This is a genomic window from Kitasatospora sp. NPDC057015 (assembly GCF_042673745.1).
In the GTDB taxonomy this organism is placed as follows: domain Bacteria; phylum Actinomycetota; class Actinomycetes; order Streptomycetales; family Streptomycetaceae; genus Kitasatospora.
Genome location: NZ_JBHUSG010000008.1, coordinates 101,629 through 116,763, shown reverse-complemented (window position 1 = coordinate 116,763; position 15,135 = coordinate 101,629). Strand labels below are relative to the sequence as shown.

Genomic DNA, 15,135 nt, shown 5'->3' with positions numbered 1-15,135 from the left:
GCGGCGGAACTCCGCCGGGAAGGCCTCGGGGGCCTCAGCCGAGCCGCGAGAGCTTGTCGGGGTTGGTCACGAAGTAGATGCCCTGGACGGTCTCGCCGTCCGGCTCCAGGTCCAGGACCAGTACGGCGAAGGGCGAGCCGGCGATCAGGAGCACCGCGGAGGGGCCGCCGTTGACCTGCCGGAAGCGGATGTCCAGGTGCGGCGCCAGGCTCGGAGCCCGGCTCATCAGCAGGTGGGCCACCTGGTCGCGGCCGTGCACCGGCGACCGGCCGGCCGCGGTGGCCTTGCCCCCGCCGTCCGCCCAGAGCGTCACGTCCGGCGCCAGCAGGCGCAGCAGCGCCTGGAGGTCCCCGTCGTAGACCGCCGCCGCGAAGCGTTCCGTCACCTGCTGCCGCAGCCGCCGGTCCGCCTGGTAGCGGGGGCGGCGGGCCTGGACGTGCTCGCGGGCGCGGTGGGCGAGCTGGCGTACGGCCGAGGGGCTGCGGCCGAGGATCTCGGCGGTCTCGGTGTGGGCGTAGCCGAAGACCTCGTGCAGGACGAAGACGGCGCGCTCCAGCGGGGTGAGGGTCTCCAGGACGACGAGCAGGGCCATCGAGACGGACTCGGCGCGGCCGACCTCGTCGGCCGCGTCACCGGGCGCCCGGGGGTCGGCGAGGGTGGTGGCGAGCGGCTCCGGCAGCCACGGGCCGACGTAGGTCTCCCGTCGGCGGCTGATCAGGGCCTGCCGGGCCAGGGCCTTGTTGACGGCGATCCGGACGAGGTAGGCGCGGGGGTGTTCGATCCGCTCGCCCGCGGTGTCCTCGACGCGCGCGGCCCAGGCGAGCCAGGCCTCCTGGAGCACGTCCTCGGTGTCGGCGACGCTGCCGAGCATGTTGTAGACGATCGAGAACAGCAGCTCCCGGTGCTCGACGAAGGCCTTCGTCGCGTCCTCCCGGGCACCGGCGGGCGGCGGGGTGTCGGTCATGGGTGGGGCCTCCTTCGCGGTCGCATCCTGAGAGCCTCGGGGCGCGCCGAGTGTGACATCCACCGCCGCGAATGTGACCCGCGTCCCAGTCGCGCCCGTTCGCGCCGCGGCCCCGGCGGGCCGGAAGGCCGTACCGGGGCCGGGGTGCGCGGGTCGGGGCCGCGCCGGTGTGCGCGTGCCCCGGCCGGCCCGGGGCGACGACCGGACCGGCCCCGGGCCGGGTCAGCCGCCCGCGGTGACCGACTGCTGGTGGTGGAAGACGTTGCGCGGGTCCCAGATGCCCTTGGCGAGCTGCAACCGGGGGTAGTTCTGCTTGTAGTACAGCCGCGGGTAGAGCGGCGCCGGGTCGGCGGTGGTGCCCAGGTCGACGTCGGGGTAGTTGACGTACGCGCCGTCCGTACCGAGGTCCCGGGTGGCGTCGCCGGTCTCGGGGACGCCGCCGGTCTCGGCGTACACCTCCTGGTAGAAGCCCCTGATGAAGTCCAGGTGGGCCTGGTCCTGGGCGGGGCTGGTCCAGTAGGTCTGGTACTGCAGCTTCATGAAGGAGTCCCGCTGCGGGACGGCGGTGGCGCACGGGTCGACGGCGTTGGTCCGGCAGCCGTAGGAGTCGATCTGGACCAGCGTCTGGGTCAGGTCCACGCCCGGGTCGTCGCGGGTCAGCCAGTTCCACATGCCGGTGACGTTGGCGGCCGAGAACGGCTTGCGGTGGTACGCGGACTTGTACTTGCCCCGCTGGTTGGCGCCCGAGCCGTTGAGCGTCATGGTCGCCTCCATCCAGGGCATCTGCCGGCGCTTCTCCGGCAGCGGCAGGAACAGGCCGCCGGCACCGTCGGTCTGGACGGTCGCCTGGGTGGTCAGGCCCGCCTGCATCGCCTGGAGGAAGTCGTCCAGCGGGCCCACGTCGTCGCGGACCCACTCGGTGAACAGCGCGATGTTGCCGTTCGTCTTGTGGGTGAGCTTCAGGATGCTGAAGAGGTCCTGGTAGACCTGCTCGTCCGGGCTGCTGTGGGCGGCGAAGAACTCCCCGTAGTTGGCGAGCAGCCGGGGGAAGTCGTCGGGGTTCCGCAGCAGGTCGGCCCAGGGCCAGGCGATGCTGCTGAGCCAGACCCGCGGCGGCGGGACGGGCAGCTGCTCGGCGAAGTAGTAGCGCAGTACGACGCCGAAGTTGCCTCCGCCACCGCCGGTGTGCGCCCAGAAGAGGTGGGCGGTGTCCGAGCCGTCCGGGTCGGCGCGGTGGGCGCTGGTGAGCTCGGCGCGGCCGTCCCTCACCGTGACGACGTCCACCTGGACCAGGTGGTCGACGGTGAGCCCGTCGCGCCGGTTGAGGACTCCGTAGCCGCCTCCGCAGACGTGGCCGCCGATCCCGACCGAGTAGCAGGACCCGGCCGGGATCGTCACGTCGTAGCGGCGGAAGAGTTCGGTGTAGACGTCCCAGATGCTGGCGCCGGCCTCCACGCAGTAGGCGGGCCGACCGTACTTGTCCGGGGCCCGGCGGACACCCTTGCGCAGGCTCAGGTCGAGGATGGCGCCGCCGGTGTTCTCGACGAAGTCCTCGTAGCAGTGGCCGCCGCTGCGGACGGTGGGCCGCAGGCCCTGCCGCAGGGCGCCGTTCACCGCGGCCAGCGCCTGGGCGTCGTCGGTGATCAGCTGGATGTAGCGCGGCTCGCTGGTCCACCGCTGGTTGAAGCCCTGGCTGAGCGCCTGGTAGCGCCCGTCGCCGGGGAGCACCCGCAGCTGCTCGGCGCCGTCGGCCGGGCCGCCGGGGGCGGGGACGCCCGTGTCCGCCCGGGCGGGGGCGGCGAACACCCCGAGCGAGGCGCCGGCCGCGACCGCTCCGGCGGTGCCCAGGAGTCCTCGTCGTGAAAGCTCATGGCTCATGTTCCGAACGTCCTTCGCCCTGCAGTTCTGGGAAAACCACACCAAATGACCGGGTCGACCGGACCGATCGAACAATGGGCGGCAATTCGCTGACGAATGTTCAAAGTCGGTCAATTCGAATCGAATTGAAGCTAGCACGAGGACCGTCCGCACCCGGCGCTGCGACACTCCGCGCGCCGCGGCGGCACCGGCCGCCCCGACGGGCGGAGGCGAAGCCGAACGGAACCTTAAACCGGACCTAAGCGGCGCCCGGGTTCTTGACGTGCACAGTTGGTCTAGTCCACTTTGATGGCTAGCACCGCGCTCCCCCAGCTCGGAACCACCCCCACGACCCGCCGCCGGGCGCACCCCACGAGCGCCCGGCAACGGCGAGCCCCGTCCCGGAAGGCTCCCCCATGGCACGCGCGCATCACCGCCGGACGACTCCCCGGCGCGCCAAGCTCCTTGCCCTCACCGCCGCCTCGGCAGTCGCCGCCGGCACCCTCGCCACCCTGGCCGTGAGCGCCAGTGCGGCCGACACCAACCTGCTCGCCAACCCCGGCTTCGAGAGCGGCTCGCTCGGCGCCTGGAGCTGCTCGGCGGGCACCGGTTCCGTCGTCAACACCCCCGCGCACAGCGGCTCGTACGCCCTCAAGGGGGCCGCGAGCAACAGCGACACCGCCCAGTGCGGCCAGAGCGTCACGGTCAAGCCCAACACCAAGTACACGCTGAGTGCGTGGGTCCAGGGCAACTACGTCTACCTCGGGGCGACCGGCAGCGGCGTCACGGACCCGGCCACCTGGACCGCCGGCGGCGCCAACTGGCAGCAGCTGTCGACCAGTTTCACCACCGGCGCGGCGACCACCAGCGTCACCGTCTACCTGCACGGCTGGTACGGCCAGGGGGCCTACACCGCCGACGACGTGGTGCTGAGCGGCCCCGGCGGCGCCACCACCCCGCCGACCAGCCCCGCCCCGACCACCGCCTCCCCGACCGCGACGGCGACCTCCTCCCCGACGGCCACCTCATCGCCGACCGGGCCGAGCGTCCCGGTGCCGGCCGCGCCGTACGTCGACATGGGCGCCTGGCCGACCCCCTCGCTGCCCGCGATGGCCACCGCCGGCAACCTCAAGTCGTTCACCATGGGCTTCGTCACCAGCGTCGGCTGCAAGGCCAGCTGGTTCAACGCGTACGACCCGCGCACGGGCTGGGCGAAGGACCAGATCGACGCCCTGCGGGCCAACGGCGGCGACGTCAAGGTGTCCTTCGGCGGCGCCAGCGGCACCGAACTCGCCGCCGCCTGCAGCTCGGTGGACACGCTGTTCGCGGAGTACGACGCCGTCGTCAAGGCCTACGGCCTCAAGTACGTCGACTTCGACATCGAGGGCGCGGCGATCGCCGACACCACCTCCAACGACCGGCGTTCGGCCGCACTGGCCAAGCTGCAGAAGGCCAACCCCGGCCTGAAGGTCTCCTTCACCCTGCCCGTCCTGCCGGAGGGCCTGACCGCCGAGGGCGTCGCCATCGTCCGCTCGGCCCGCGACGCCGGGGTGGACGTCAACCTGGTGAACGTGATGGCGATGGACTACTACCGCGCCGGCTCCGACTACGGGGACGCCGCGATCCAGGCCGCCCAGGGCACCTACAACCAGCTCAAGGCGCTCTACCCGGCCAAGAGCGACGCCCAGCTCTGGTCGGCCGTCGGTGTCACGCCGATGATCGGCGAGAACGACGACCACCAGATCTACAACCAGGCGGACGCCCAGCAGTTGGTCGCCTTCGCCAAGCTGCACCACCTGGGGATGCTGGCCTTCTGGGACGCCACCCGGGACGCCAACGCCTGCACCGGCGCGCTCTACAAGTGCACCAACATCGCCCAGCAGCCGTACGAGTTCTCGAAGATCTTCGCGCAGTACACCGGCTGACGACCGGACCGACCCCGGGCCGGGGCACCGGAGCGCCCGCTCCCGTGCCCCGGCCCGATCCGTGCGGGCCCGACGGGCACCCGGACCGACGGTGTCACGGCGCGGCGGCCAACGCCTGCGAACGGTCGGCCGCGATCCGGACCGCGAAGGCCGCCAGCGCCGTGCCCATCAGGTAGCGGTGCACCCGGCTCCAGAGCGGACGGCGGCCGAAGAAGCCCGACACCCAACCGGCCGTCAGCACGAAGACGCCGTTCATGGTCACCCCCACCACGATCTGGGTCAGGCCCAGCAGCAGGCTCTGGGCCGCGACACGGCCGCGTGACGGGTCGACGAACTGCGGCAGCAGCGACACGTACAGGATCGCGATCTTCGGGTTGAGCAGGCAGGTGAGCAGCCCCATCGCGAACAGCCGGGCAGGCGGGTCCGCTGTCAGTTCGCGCGGCGCGAACGCCGAGTCGCCACCCGGCCGGACGGCCTTCCAGGCCAACCAGAGCAGGTAGCAGGCGCCGGCCAGCTTGAGGGCGAGGTAGATCTCGGGAACCAGCGCGAACACCGCGGCGATGCCGGCGGTGGCGGCGAACAGGTAGGTCAGGAAGCCCGCCCCGACCCCGGCCAGTGAGATGAGCCCGGCCCGTCGACCCTGCGCGACCGACCGTGAGACCAGGTAGATCATGTTCGGCCCCGGGGTGAGCACCATCCCGAACGCCACCACCGCGATCCCCGCCACCGCCCCGAAACCGACCACCGTCATCCCCGCCTCCCCCTGGCGTCCGCCGGCCGCTCGAACGGGCCGGTGGATCACCCCCACGCTAGTCGTAGCACGCTCCCGGCGCTGTCCGGGCGTGGCGCAGAGGCAGCCGCACCGCCTCCGCAGGGCGGATACGCCGGTTCGAATCCGGTCGGGACCACCAGCACGAACGACACGGGGGCGGCGGCGCCGGTCAACGGGCGTACGGCAGCGAGAACTTCGACGGCACACAGATCGGTGGACGACGTGTCGACGGCCGGCACATCGCGAGCCGCAGACGTCCCGACCGCGCAGCAGGTGGCCGCGTTCTCCTACCGGGAGGCGCGCAGTTGCGACCGGCCCGGAAGGAAGTCCCGTCCGTCGTCCCGCGCCGGGCGCGGCCGACCAGGTGCGACGGGCGGCTCGGGGCGCGCTGCGGCATCGGAACGATCCGGTGCGGAGGACGTGGTGACGGAACCTCAGAAGTTCGGCGCCGCACGCCCGACGGTGCCGTTAGCATCCTGGAAGGCGAATCCGGGAGGCTGATCTCATCAACACCGACGGCAGCAGCGGCTATCTCCAGCCCCTGCGCTCCGACGACCCTCGCGAGGTCGCGGGCTACCAGTTGCTCGCCCGCATCGGCGAGGGCGGCATGGGATCCGTCTACCTGACGCGCACGCGCGGCAGGCAGCCCGTCGCCCTGAAGGTGATCCGCCGCGAGTACGCCCAGGACGCGGAGTTCCGCCGGCGCTTCCAGCAGGAGGCCCGCGCGGCCCGCCAGGTCCGGGGCTACCACGTCGTCCCGGTGGTCGACCACGACACCACCGGCGAGCAGCCGTGGATCGCCACCGCCTTCGTCCCCGGGCTGCCGCTGGACGAGGTGCTGCGCGCGTTCGGGCCGCTGCCGGTCGCCGCCGCCCTGCAGTTGGCGGGCTGCGCGGCCGAGGCCCTGCGGGCGGTGCACGCGGCGGGGGTCATCCACCGGGACCTCAAGCCCAGCAACATCCTGATCGGCCCCGAGGGCCCGTCCGTGATCGACTTCGGTATCGCCCGGGCCGCCGACGCCACCCAGCTGACCCGCAGCGGCGGCCTGATCGGCACCCCCCAGTACATGTCGCCCGAGCACGCCGACGGGCAGCCGCTGACCCCCGCGACCGACGTGTTCTCGCTCGGCCTGGTCATGGCGGTCACGGCCACCGGACGGCACCCGTACGGCGAGGGCGGCGCCATCACCCTGGCCACCAAGATCGCGAACACCGAGGCCCGGCCACCGGACCTGAGCGGCTACCAGGAGCCGCTGCGGCAGCTCCTGGAACGCTGCCTGGCCCCGCACCCCGACGACCGGCCGTCGCCCGCCGAACTGGCCGAGCTGTGCGAGCAGGCGAGCGGACGGCCGCTGCGCGACTTCACCGGCTGGCTGCCGGAGCCGATCGCCGCCGCGATCGCCCGCCGCGAGCGGGCCTCGGAGGAGCTGGGCGACCCCTCGGGCGACCCCACCTCCCTGCCGACCGGGCATCAGCAGGCCCCGTCGCAGTACCCCGCCCAACCGACGGGTGCCCCCTCGCGGCCCTACCCGGGCCCGGCGTCCCAGGGCACGTCCCCCTCCTACCCGGTCCCCGGCCTCCAGGGAGCACCCCAGGCTCCCGCACCGGCCGCCCGCCGGCGGCGGACCCCCGCCCTGGCGGCGGCCGGGCTGGCGGCCGTCGTCCTGGTCGCCGGAACCGCCTGGGTGCTCGGCGCCCAGTGGGGCAAGGACGCCGGCGCCAAGAATGCGCAGGGGGCGCCGCCGCCCGCCGCCAGCGCCACCTCCGCGGGCTCAGGACCCTCGGCGGGCTCCCCGTCCCCGGCGGGTTCGGTGCCGTCCGGGAAGGCCGGCGGCAAGGCCACGGCCAAGGCGACCGGCGAGTATCAGATGATCTTCAAGAAGCCGTTCACGCTCCGCAGTCCGGCCACCGCGGGCTTCAGCCGGACCGACCTGGACACCCCGCAGGTCGTCTCCATCTCCGCCGACATCAGCGACAACGAGATGGAGATCGTCTACCAGGACGCGCACAGCGACCAGACCAACATGTCCTTCCGGACGGCCTTCGGGATCAGCTCCGGCGAGACGGCATCGGAGTGCAGGTCCGGCGTCGGCGCCGACGCGCTCAGCCCGAACATCAGGGCGAAGGAGATGAAGTCCCTCCTGACGCCCGGCACCGTGCTGTGCACGGTGACCAGCAAGGGCAACCTGGCGATGATGAAGATCCTCGAAGTGGCCGAGAACGGCACCGCGTTCGACTACACCACCGAGCTGACCCTCTGGGCCATCCCGTAACCGTCCGACGGGACACCGGCGGTGGGGTCGGTCCGGGCCCCGCCGCCGGTGCCGCACGGCGCGGGGGCTCCCCGGGGGGCGCGTTCAATCCGCGTTCAATCCGGTGGAGCGGCGAGCGGTCCGCGCGCGAGGATGTCGGCATGACCGAATCGCAGCTCACCTACATCGCGGCCCCCGAGGGCGTCGTCCCCGGCACCGGCTACACCCATGTGGTCACGGGCACCGGCCGCTTGGTCGCCGTCTCCGGCCAGGTGGCGACGGACGAACGGGGTGAGGTCGTCGGCCCGGGTGATCCGGCCGCCCAGGCGCGGCAGGTCTTCGAGAACCTGCGCCGTTGCCTCGCCGCGGCGGGCGCCACCTTCGAGGACGTCGCCAAACTGACGTACTTCGTCACCGACATCGACCACCTGCCCGCGATCCGGCCGGTCCGGGACGAGTTCTTCGCCGCCGGTCGCCTGCCCGCCAGTTCGGCCGTCCAGGTGGCCGCACTGTTCCGCCCCGACCTGCTCATGGAGGTGGAGGCGCTCGCCATCGTCCGCGAGCCCTCGGACTGACCGCACTCCCACTGCCGGCACCACCGGCACCACACCCCGGCCGGGAATGGGACGCGACGCGCGCGAGATGCCAATGATCTGATACGCACTCACGTGGCAGGTCCCTGAGCACTACGATCAGTCAATGACGGATACCACGGAAACCGCGACGGAACTCACCGACCTGGCCTCCCGGTTCCCGCTGCTGCATGCCCCGCAGCGCTGGACCTGGGGTGGCTACGACGCCCAGTTCTCATCGGATCTGCCCCCGGACGACCTGATCACCAACATCCACGTGGTCGGGTTCTCCGGCGACCGGGTGGTGCTCTGCCGCGACGCCCGCGGCCACTGGTTCCTGCCGGGCGGCACCCGGGAGGCGGGTGAGAGCGTCGAGAGCTGCCTGGCACGCGAGTTGCGCGAGGAGGCCGGTGCCCGGCTGACGGGCCCGCCGGTCTGGATCGGCGCGCACAGATGCGTCACGGACAACCCCGTGCCGTACCGGCCGTGGCAGCCGCATCCGGAGAAGGCCTGGCTGTGGGGCTGGGCCGAGGTCGACGTCGACTCGGCGCCGACCAACCCCGACGACGGCGAGGAGGTCGTCGAGGTGCGCGCGGTCGATCCGGAGGAGGCGGGCCGCCTGCTGGTTCGCGCCCGCGAGGGCTGGTGGCGTGAACTCGTGCAGCTCGCGGTGGAGTCGCACTCCCGGTACTGAGGCCGGCCCGAGGCCCTGCCGACCCTACGGGCGGGCGGTGGGCTTCTCGGGTCCTCGGGTGTTCGGGTCTTCTGGCGCTCGGGGGTTCGGGTGTTCGGGTGTTCGGGTGTTCTTGAGGTGGGGGAACGCGTGAGGCGCCCCTGGCCCCCGGGGTGGTGGGGGTGGGGCGCGTCACGGGATGGTGCTGTGGTGGTGCTGTGGTGCCCGGCCGGGGTGGCGGGCGGGGGTGTTACTTGGTGAGGCCGGCCTTCACCGAGCAGACCGGCCAGGCGCCGGGGCCCTGCGAGGCGAGGACCTTCTCACCGATGGCGATCTGCTGCGCCTTGGTGGCCTGGTGCGCCTGCGGCGCGTACGCGGTGCCGCCGAACGCCGCCCAGGTCGAGGAGGTGAACTGCAGGCCGCCGTAGAAGCCGTTGCCCGAGTTGATCGCCCAGTTGCCCGTCGCCTCGCACTGCGCGACCTTGTCCCAGGTCGACAGCGGCGCCGCGGACGCCGAGTTCGCCGTGACGAGGCCGGCCACCGGCAGGGCCAGCACGGCGCCCGCCATCAGAGCCGTCCGCACCCGGTTGCGCTTGACGGCGGTCTTGGCGGCAGCGGCGGTCTCGTTACGGAAGATCATGCACAAGTCCTCTCCAGAACCCCGGGGCAGGCACACGGAACCAGACCCTGACGGGCCACGACGTCCGAACGCCTTGACATGACTGCGAGCAGCAACCCCGGCGCGTGAACAACGCACCGTGCCGAACAGGACCGGCGGGGCCGTGCTGCGGGATGAACCCGGGCGGTGCTCGTTGCACCGACAACAACGAAGCTACGGACCCGACCGCCCACCATCAAGCAATCCCCCGTCCCCGCAGCTCAACGCACGGTTACCCCCCGTACCGATCAAGCAAAAACACCCGAAATGGGCCCAAATGACCCCATTTCCATGATCGAACAGCCCCCACACGTGCCCCCGCTCACACCACACCCCCCGTGACCCCCACCACACATCCACCCACCGCAACCACCCACCCACACCCCGCACCCGAAACCCCACCCCCCACCACCCCCCACACCCCCACCCCCGTGACCCCCACCACAACCACCACCCACCGCAACCCCACCACCACACCCCGCACCCCCACCACCCCCCAGAACACCGCAGAACGGGGGATCACGCAGCGGGGCCGGGGTCGGTCGGCAGGCCGCGGCCGAGACCGGGGCCGGGAGCAGGACGGGGACCGGGGCCGGCTGGGCCTACGTCCAGCCGCTGTCCCGCCCGGCCGGCACGGCGGCCGGAGCCGCTCCCCGAGGCCCGGCGGTCGGCGGCATCAGGCGCCGTAGGGGCGGAGGCGCTTGGCGTCGCGCAGCGCGTGCGCCCACCAGGTCAGCTGGTCGAGCATCGCCTTGGCGGCGCCCTCGGCGGCCGACTCGACCGCGTTCCCCTCCGCGTCGAACTTGTCCCCGTAGTCGTGGAAGCTGACGGTCTCGCGCACGGTGACGGCGTGCAGCTCGGCCAGCACGAGCCGCAGCTGCTCGACGGCGCGCAGCCCCCCGGAGCGGCCGCCGTACGAGACGAAACCGACCGGCTTGGCCTGCCACTCCTGCTTGTGGAGGTCGATGGCGTTCTTCAGCGGGGCCGGGAAGCTGTGGTTGTACTCCGGCGTGACGATGACGAAGGCGTCGGCGGCCTCCAGTCGCGGCGAGACGGCGGCGAACTGCGCCGCGACCTCGTCCGGCACCGGGCCGCCGAAGGCCGGGAAGACGCTGGGCAACGGGGTCTCGGCCAGGTCGACCAGGTCGGCCTCCAGGTCCTCGCGCTCGGCGGCCCGGCGGAGCAGCCACTCGGCGACGACCGGGCCGAACCGCCCCTCCCTGGTGCTGCCGACGATGACCGCGACCCGCAGGCGGCGGCCGTCACCGCCGCCGTCGGCCTGATCGACCCGACCGTCGCCCTTGTCGATCCCGTTCGCCGTGGTCATGGGAATCCCCCTCGATGTGTACGCCGTATCCGTCGAAATACAACGTACACACCGCTGTGTACGTTGTCCACTACTGATACGGTGTATACATCGCATTCGGACAGAGGAGCCCGCCCATGCCCGCCGACGAAAGACCGGACAGCCGGGCGAAGAGCGGGGGCGGGCCCCCGATCTCCCTCTGGGAGCGGCTCGAACTGCCGGCCCCCGCCCCGCGCTCCGCCCTCACCCCGCAGCGGATCGCCACCGTCGCGGTCGGCATCGCCGACGCCGAGGGGCTCGACGCCGTCACCATGCGGCGCCTGGCCACCGAGTTGGGCGTCGCCCCGATGGCCGCCTACCGGTACGTCGCCAGCAAGGACGAGCTGATCGACCTGATGGTCGACTCCGTCTACGGCGAGCTGGCGCCCCCCGATCCCGGCGCCGGCTGGCGGGAGGCGATGCGGGGCCTGGCCCTGGACAGCCGGGCCCTGCTGCTGGCCCACCCCTGGATCACCCGGACGGCCGTACCGGCGCTGACCCCGAACCAGCTCGCCGTACCGGAGCGGGCCCTGGCCACCCTGGCCGGCCTGGGGCTGGACGCCGACGCCATGATGACCGTGTTCCGGACGGTCACCGCCTACGTCAACGGCGCCGTGGAGGCCGAGATCACCCTCCTGCGGCTGATGCAGGAGCGGGGCTGGTCCAGCGGGGACGCGGCGAGGACGGGCCTGGCTCCGCAGATGACCTGGCTGATGGACACCGGCCGGTATCCGGTGTTCCGCGCCTACACCCTGGAAGCCACCCGCAAGGACGACCCGCAGTGGCAGTTCGAGAGCGGGCTGGACTGCGTGCTCGACGGCATCGCCGCCCGGATGGGCATCTGACCCGCCCGACCGGCACCGCCCCCGCCCGCACCGGGACCCCGGACGGCACGGGCGGAACACAGCGGGACGGGCCGCCGGACACCTCGTCCGCCGACCCGTCCCGTCACCATGTGCCGGTGCTCAGCGCCGCCCGGAGCGGCCGCCGGAGCCGGAGCCCTGGCCCGGGCCGCCGGTCAGGCCGGCCCGGCGCAGCGCGTCCGCCATCGCACTGTTGCCCGCCGGAGCCGGGGCGCCGCCACCGCCGTTGCCGCCACCGCCGGAGCCGCGGCGGTCCTGCCGCGGCGGGCGCGGCCCGCGCTCGCCGCCCCGGTCGCGGCCCCCGCCGGAACCGCCGGCACCACCCGAGCCGCCCTGCGGCCGGCCGACCTCGTCGTCGAGCCGCAGCGTCAGCCCGATCCGCTTGCGCGGCACGTCCACGGTGGTGACCCGGACCTTGACGATGTCGCCGGGCTTGACCACCTCGCGCGGGTCCTTGACGAAGTTCTTCGACAGCGCGGAGACGTGCACCAGGCCGTCCTGGTGCACGCCCACGTCCACGAAGGCGCCGAAGGCCGCGACGTTGGTGACCACGCCCTCCAGCACCATGCCGACCTCCAGGTCGCCGATCTTGTCGACGCCCTCCTTGAAGGTGGCGGTCCGGAAGGCGGGGCGCGGGTCGCGGCCGGGCTTGTCCAGCTCGCCGAGGATGTCGGTGACGGTCGGGACGCCGAAGGTGTCGTCGGCGAAGTCGCCGGGGCGCAGCGCCCGCAGGGCGGTGCTGTTGCCGATCAGCGAGGGCAGGTCGCCGCCGGTCGCGGCGAGGATCCGGCGCACCACCGGGTAGGCCTCGGGGTGCACGCTGGAGGCGTCCAGCGGGTCCTCCCCGCCGGGGATGCGCAGGAAGCCGGCGCACTGCTCGAAGGCCTTCGGGCCCAGCCGGGCCACGTCCTTGAGCGAACGCCTCGTCCGGAAGGGGCCGTTGGCGTCGCGGTGGGCCACGATGTTGTCGGCCAGCGTGCCGGTGATGCCGGAGACCCGGGTGAGCAGCGGGGAGGAGGCGGTGTTGACGTCCACGCCGACCGCGTTCACGCAGTCCTCGACCACCGCGTCCAGCGAGCGGGAGAGCTTGAGCTCGCTGAGGTCGTGCTGGTACTGGCCGACGCCGATCGACTTGGGGTCGATCTTGACCAGCTCGGCCAGCGGGTCCTGCAGGCGGCGGGCGATGGAGACCGCGCCGCGGATCGAGACGTTCAGGTCGGGCAGCTCCTGCGAGGCGTACGCGGAGGCCGAGTACACCGAGGCGCCGGCCTCGGAGACCATCGCCTTGGTGAGCTTCAGCTCCGGGTGCCGCTTGATCAGGTCCTCGGCGAGCTTGTCGGTCTCGCGGGAGGCGGTGCCGTTGCCGATCGCGACCAGGTCGACGTCGTGCTTCTTCGCCAGCGCCGCGAGGGTGGCGATCGAGGCGTCCCACTTGTTGGCGGGCTGGTGCGGGTAGATGGTGTCGTGCGCGACGACCTTGCCGGTGGCGTCCACCACGGCGACCTTCACGCCGGTGCGGAAGCCCGGGTCCAGGCCCATCGTGGCGCGGGTGCCGGCCGGGGCGGCGAGCAGCAGGTCGCGCAGGTTCGCGGCGAAGACCCGGACGGCCTCGTCCTCGGCCTCCTGGCGCAGCCGGGTCCGCAGGTCGATGCCGAGCCGCACCAGGATGCGGGTGCGCCAGGCCCAGCGGACGGTGTCGCCCAGCCACTTGTCGCCGGGGCGGCCGTGGTCGGCGACGCCGAAGCGGGCGGCGATCCGCTGCTCGTAGTCGCTCTGGCCGGGCAGGTCGCCGGAGTCCTGGCCGTCCTCGGGCGAGAGTTCGAGGTCGAGGACCTCCTCCTTCTCGCCGCGCAGCATCGCCAGGATCCGGTGCGAGGGGAGCTTGGTGTACGGCTCGGCGAAGTCGAAGTAGTCGGAGAACTTGGCCCCGTCCTGCTCCTTGCCGCCGCGCACGGTGGCGACCAGTCGGCCGCGGGTCCACATCCGCTCGCGCAGGGTGCCGATCAGGTCGGCGTCCTCGGCGAAGCGCTCGACCAGGATCGACCGGGCGCCCTCCAGCGCGGCGGCGCGGTCGGCCACCGACTCGTTGAGGTAGCCGGCCGCCGTGGCCTGCGGGTCGAGGCCCGGGTCGGCGAGCAGCGCGTCGGCGAGCGGTTCCAGGCCGGCCTCGCGGGCGATCTGCGCCTTGGTGCGCCGCTTGGGCTTGAACGGGAGGTAGATGTCCTCCAGCCGGGCCTTGGAGTCGGCGGCGAGGATCTGCGCGCGCAGGGTGTCGTCCAGCTTGCCCTGCGCCTCGACGGACTCCAGGATCGCGCTGCGCCGCTCCTCCAGCTCGCGCAGGTAGCGCAGCCGCTCCTCCAGCGCGCGCAGCTGGGCGTCGTCGAGTTCGCCGGTCGCCTCCTTGCGGTACCGGGCGATGAAGGGGACGGTCGAGCCGCCGTCGAGCAGGTCGACCGCGGCCTTCACCTGCCCCTCGCGGACGCCGAGTTCCTCGGCGATCTTGCGCTCTACTGCCCGCTGGGCCGCCTGTTCGACTGCCGTGCTCACTAAGCCGGTCACCTTCTCCAGTGTCGCCGCGTCTGCTGTCGCCGTACGTCCAGCGTGTACGCCCAACATGTACGCCCAGCATTCTGGCAGCCCCCGGCCCGGGCGAGGGCTCCGACATCCGTCTCCGGGCCGTCGACCTTCCCCCGCGCCGACGTCCCGGTACGGGGACGGCGACCCCTCCCCCGTACACTTCCGCCCATGGACGCCACACCCGAGCAGCTCGAACGCATCATCCGCCTCGCCGCCGGGAGCTACCTGCTGGTGACGACCTACAAGAAGGACGGCACCCCCGTCGCCACGCCCGTCTGGGTCGTCCGCGACGGCAACGCCCTCGGCGTCTGGACGGTCACCGACTCCTGGAAGGTCAAGCGGATCCGCAACCGCGCCGACGTCCTGGTCGGCCCCTGCGACGTCCGCGGCAACCCCACCGGCGAGTCCGTCCCCGCCGCCGCCGAGATCCTCTCCCCCGCCGAGACCGCCGCCTACCGCACCCTGCTGCGGCGCAAGTACGGCCTGCTCGGCGTGCTGACCCTGGCCGGCAGCAAGCTGCGGCGCGGCGACAAGGGGACGGTCGGGATCCGGATCACGCTCGCGGGGTGAAGCGCGCCCTGCTTCTCGGGACGAGTGATCCTTCGAGGAGCAGGGGGCGCCTCCCGCCTGGCAGCCGGCCTCAGGTTCAACCGCTGTCAGGCGTCCGCTGCTCGCTCT

General features: G+C 72.8%; 12 protein-coding genes and 1 tRNA gene. 7 read left to right on the top strand and 6 right to left on the bottom strand.

Translation table 11 applies throughout. The features are described from left to right. Nucleotides 1–34 precede the first annotated feature (34 nt). Together sigJ and ACFTWP_RS10620 are read right to left on the bottom strand one after the other, a co-directional pair. Complete coding sequence (sigJ, locus tag ACFTWP_RS10625; RefSeq protein ID WP_380264022.1) at nucleotides 35–964, bottom strand: RNA polymerase sigma factor SigJ; 930 nt, start codon at nucleotides 962–964, stop codon at nucleotides 35–37. Nucleotides 965–1,186: 222 nt separating this feature from the next. After that, nucleotides 1,187–2,842 carry a BBE domain-containing protein gene (locus ACFTWP_RS10620; RefSeq protein WP_380264021.1) on the bottom strand — a complete coding sequence of 552 codons (1,656 nt, stop codon included), beginning with the start codon at nucleotides 2,840–2,842 and terminating at the stop codon, nucleotides 1,187–1,189. 395 nt (nucleotides 2,843–3,237) lie between these two features. Here ACFTWP_RS10620 and ACFTWP_RS10615 point away from each other — a divergent pair, with 395 nt between their 5' ends. Then, nucleotides 3,238–4,746 (top strand): carbohydrate binding domain-containing protein, encoded by a 1,509-nt coding sequence (locus ACFTWP_RS10615; protein ID WP_380264020.1) that lies wholly within the window; start codon nucleotides 3,238–3,240, stop codon nucleotides 4,744–4,746. 94 nt (nucleotides 4,747–4,840) lie between these two features. Here the strand turns inward: ACFTWP_RS10615 and ACFTWP_RS10610 are convergent, their stop codons facing one another. After that, the gene (locus ACFTWP_RS10610) at nucleotides 4,841–5,491 is read right to left on the bottom strand and encodes a LysE family translocator (RefSeq protein ID WP_380264209.1); all 651 of its coding nucleotides are present in this window, start codon (nucleotides 5,489–5,491) and stop codon (nucleotides 4,841–4,843) included. Between the two features lie 97 nt (nucleotides 5,492–5,588). On the opposite strand from ACFTWP_RS10610, the gene ACFTWP_RS10605 reads away from it, so the two are divergent. The 4 genes from ACFTWP_RS10605 (at nucleotide 5,589) to ACFTWP_RS10590 (ending at nucleotide 9,035) form a co-directional block, all read left to right on the top strand. After that, nucleotides 5,589–5,657 (top strand) — tRNA-Ala (locus tag ACFTWP_RS10605). A 441-nt stretch (nucleotides 5,658–6,098) separates the two neighbouring features. Next, a complete protein-coding gene (locus ACFTWP_RS10600) occupies nucleotides 6,099–7,790 on the top strand; it encodes a serine/threonine-protein kinase (RefSeq protein WP_380264018.1) in 1,692 nt (563 codons plus the stop codon). 140 nt (nucleotides 7,791–7,930) lie between these two features. Beyond that, nucleotides 7,931–8,344, top strand: coding sequence for a RidA family protein (locus tag ACFTWP_RS10595; protein ID WP_380264016.1), 414 nt, complete (start codon nucleotides 7,931–7,933; stop codon nucleotides 8,342–8,344). A 124-nt stretch (nucleotides 8,345–8,468) separates the two neighbouring features. Beyond that, on the top strand, nucleotides 8,469–9,035 hold the full coding sequence (locus ACFTWP_RS10590) for an NUDIX hydrolase (protein ID WP_380264015.1): 567 nt from the start codon (nucleotides 8,469–8,471) through the stop codon (nucleotides 9,033–9,035). A gap of 229 nt (nucleotides 9,036–9,264) precedes the next feature. Here the strand turns inward: ACFTWP_RS10590 and ACFTWP_RS10585 are convergent, their stop codons facing one another. Both ACFTWP_RS10585 and ACFTWP_RS10580 read right to left on the bottom strand, forming a co-directional pair. Next, nucleotides 9,265–9,654: a transglycosylase family protein gene (locus tag ACFTWP_RS10585; protein ID WP_380264014.1), complete on the bottom strand. Its 390-nt coding sequence runs from the start codon at nucleotides 9,652–9,654 to the stop codon at nucleotides 9,265–9,267. Between the two features lie 694 nt (nucleotides 9,655–10,348). Then, on the bottom strand, nucleotides 10,349–10,999 hold the full coding sequence (locus tag ACFTWP_RS10580; RefSeq protein ID WP_380264012.1) for an NADPH-dependent FMN reductase: 651 nt from the start codon (nucleotides 10,997–10,999) through the stop codon (nucleotides 10,349–10,351). Between the two features lie 116 nt (nucleotides 11,000–11,115). Between ACFTWP_RS10580 and ACFTWP_RS10575 the strand changes: the two genes are divergently transcribed. Then, nucleotides 11,116–11,862, top strand: coding sequence for a TetR/AcrR family transcriptional regulator (locus ACFTWP_RS10575; RefSeq protein ID WP_380264011.1), 747 nt, complete (start codon nucleotides 11,116–11,118; stop codon nucleotides 11,860–11,862). A gap of 120 nt (nucleotides 11,863–11,982) precedes the next feature. Here ACFTWP_RS10575 and ACFTWP_RS10570 read toward each other — a convergent pair whose 3' ends face one another. Further along, on the bottom strand, nucleotides 11,983–14,427 hold the full coding sequence (locus ACFTWP_RS10570; protein WP_380264009.1) for a Tex family protein: 2,445 nt from the start codon (nucleotides 14,425–14,427) through the stop codon (nucleotides 11,983–11,985). A gap of 198 nt (nucleotides 14,428–14,625) precedes the next feature. On the opposite strand from ACFTWP_RS10570, the gene ACFTWP_RS10565 reads away from it, so the two are divergent. Continuing rightward, nucleotides 14,626–15,027 carry a PPOX class F420-dependent oxidoreductase gene (locus ACFTWP_RS10565; protein ID WP_380264008.1) on the top strand — a complete coding sequence of 134 codons (402 nt, stop codon included), beginning with the start codon at nucleotides 14,626–14,628 and terminating at the stop codon, nucleotides 15,025–15,027. Nucleotides 15,028–15,135: the final 108 nt, after the last annotated feature.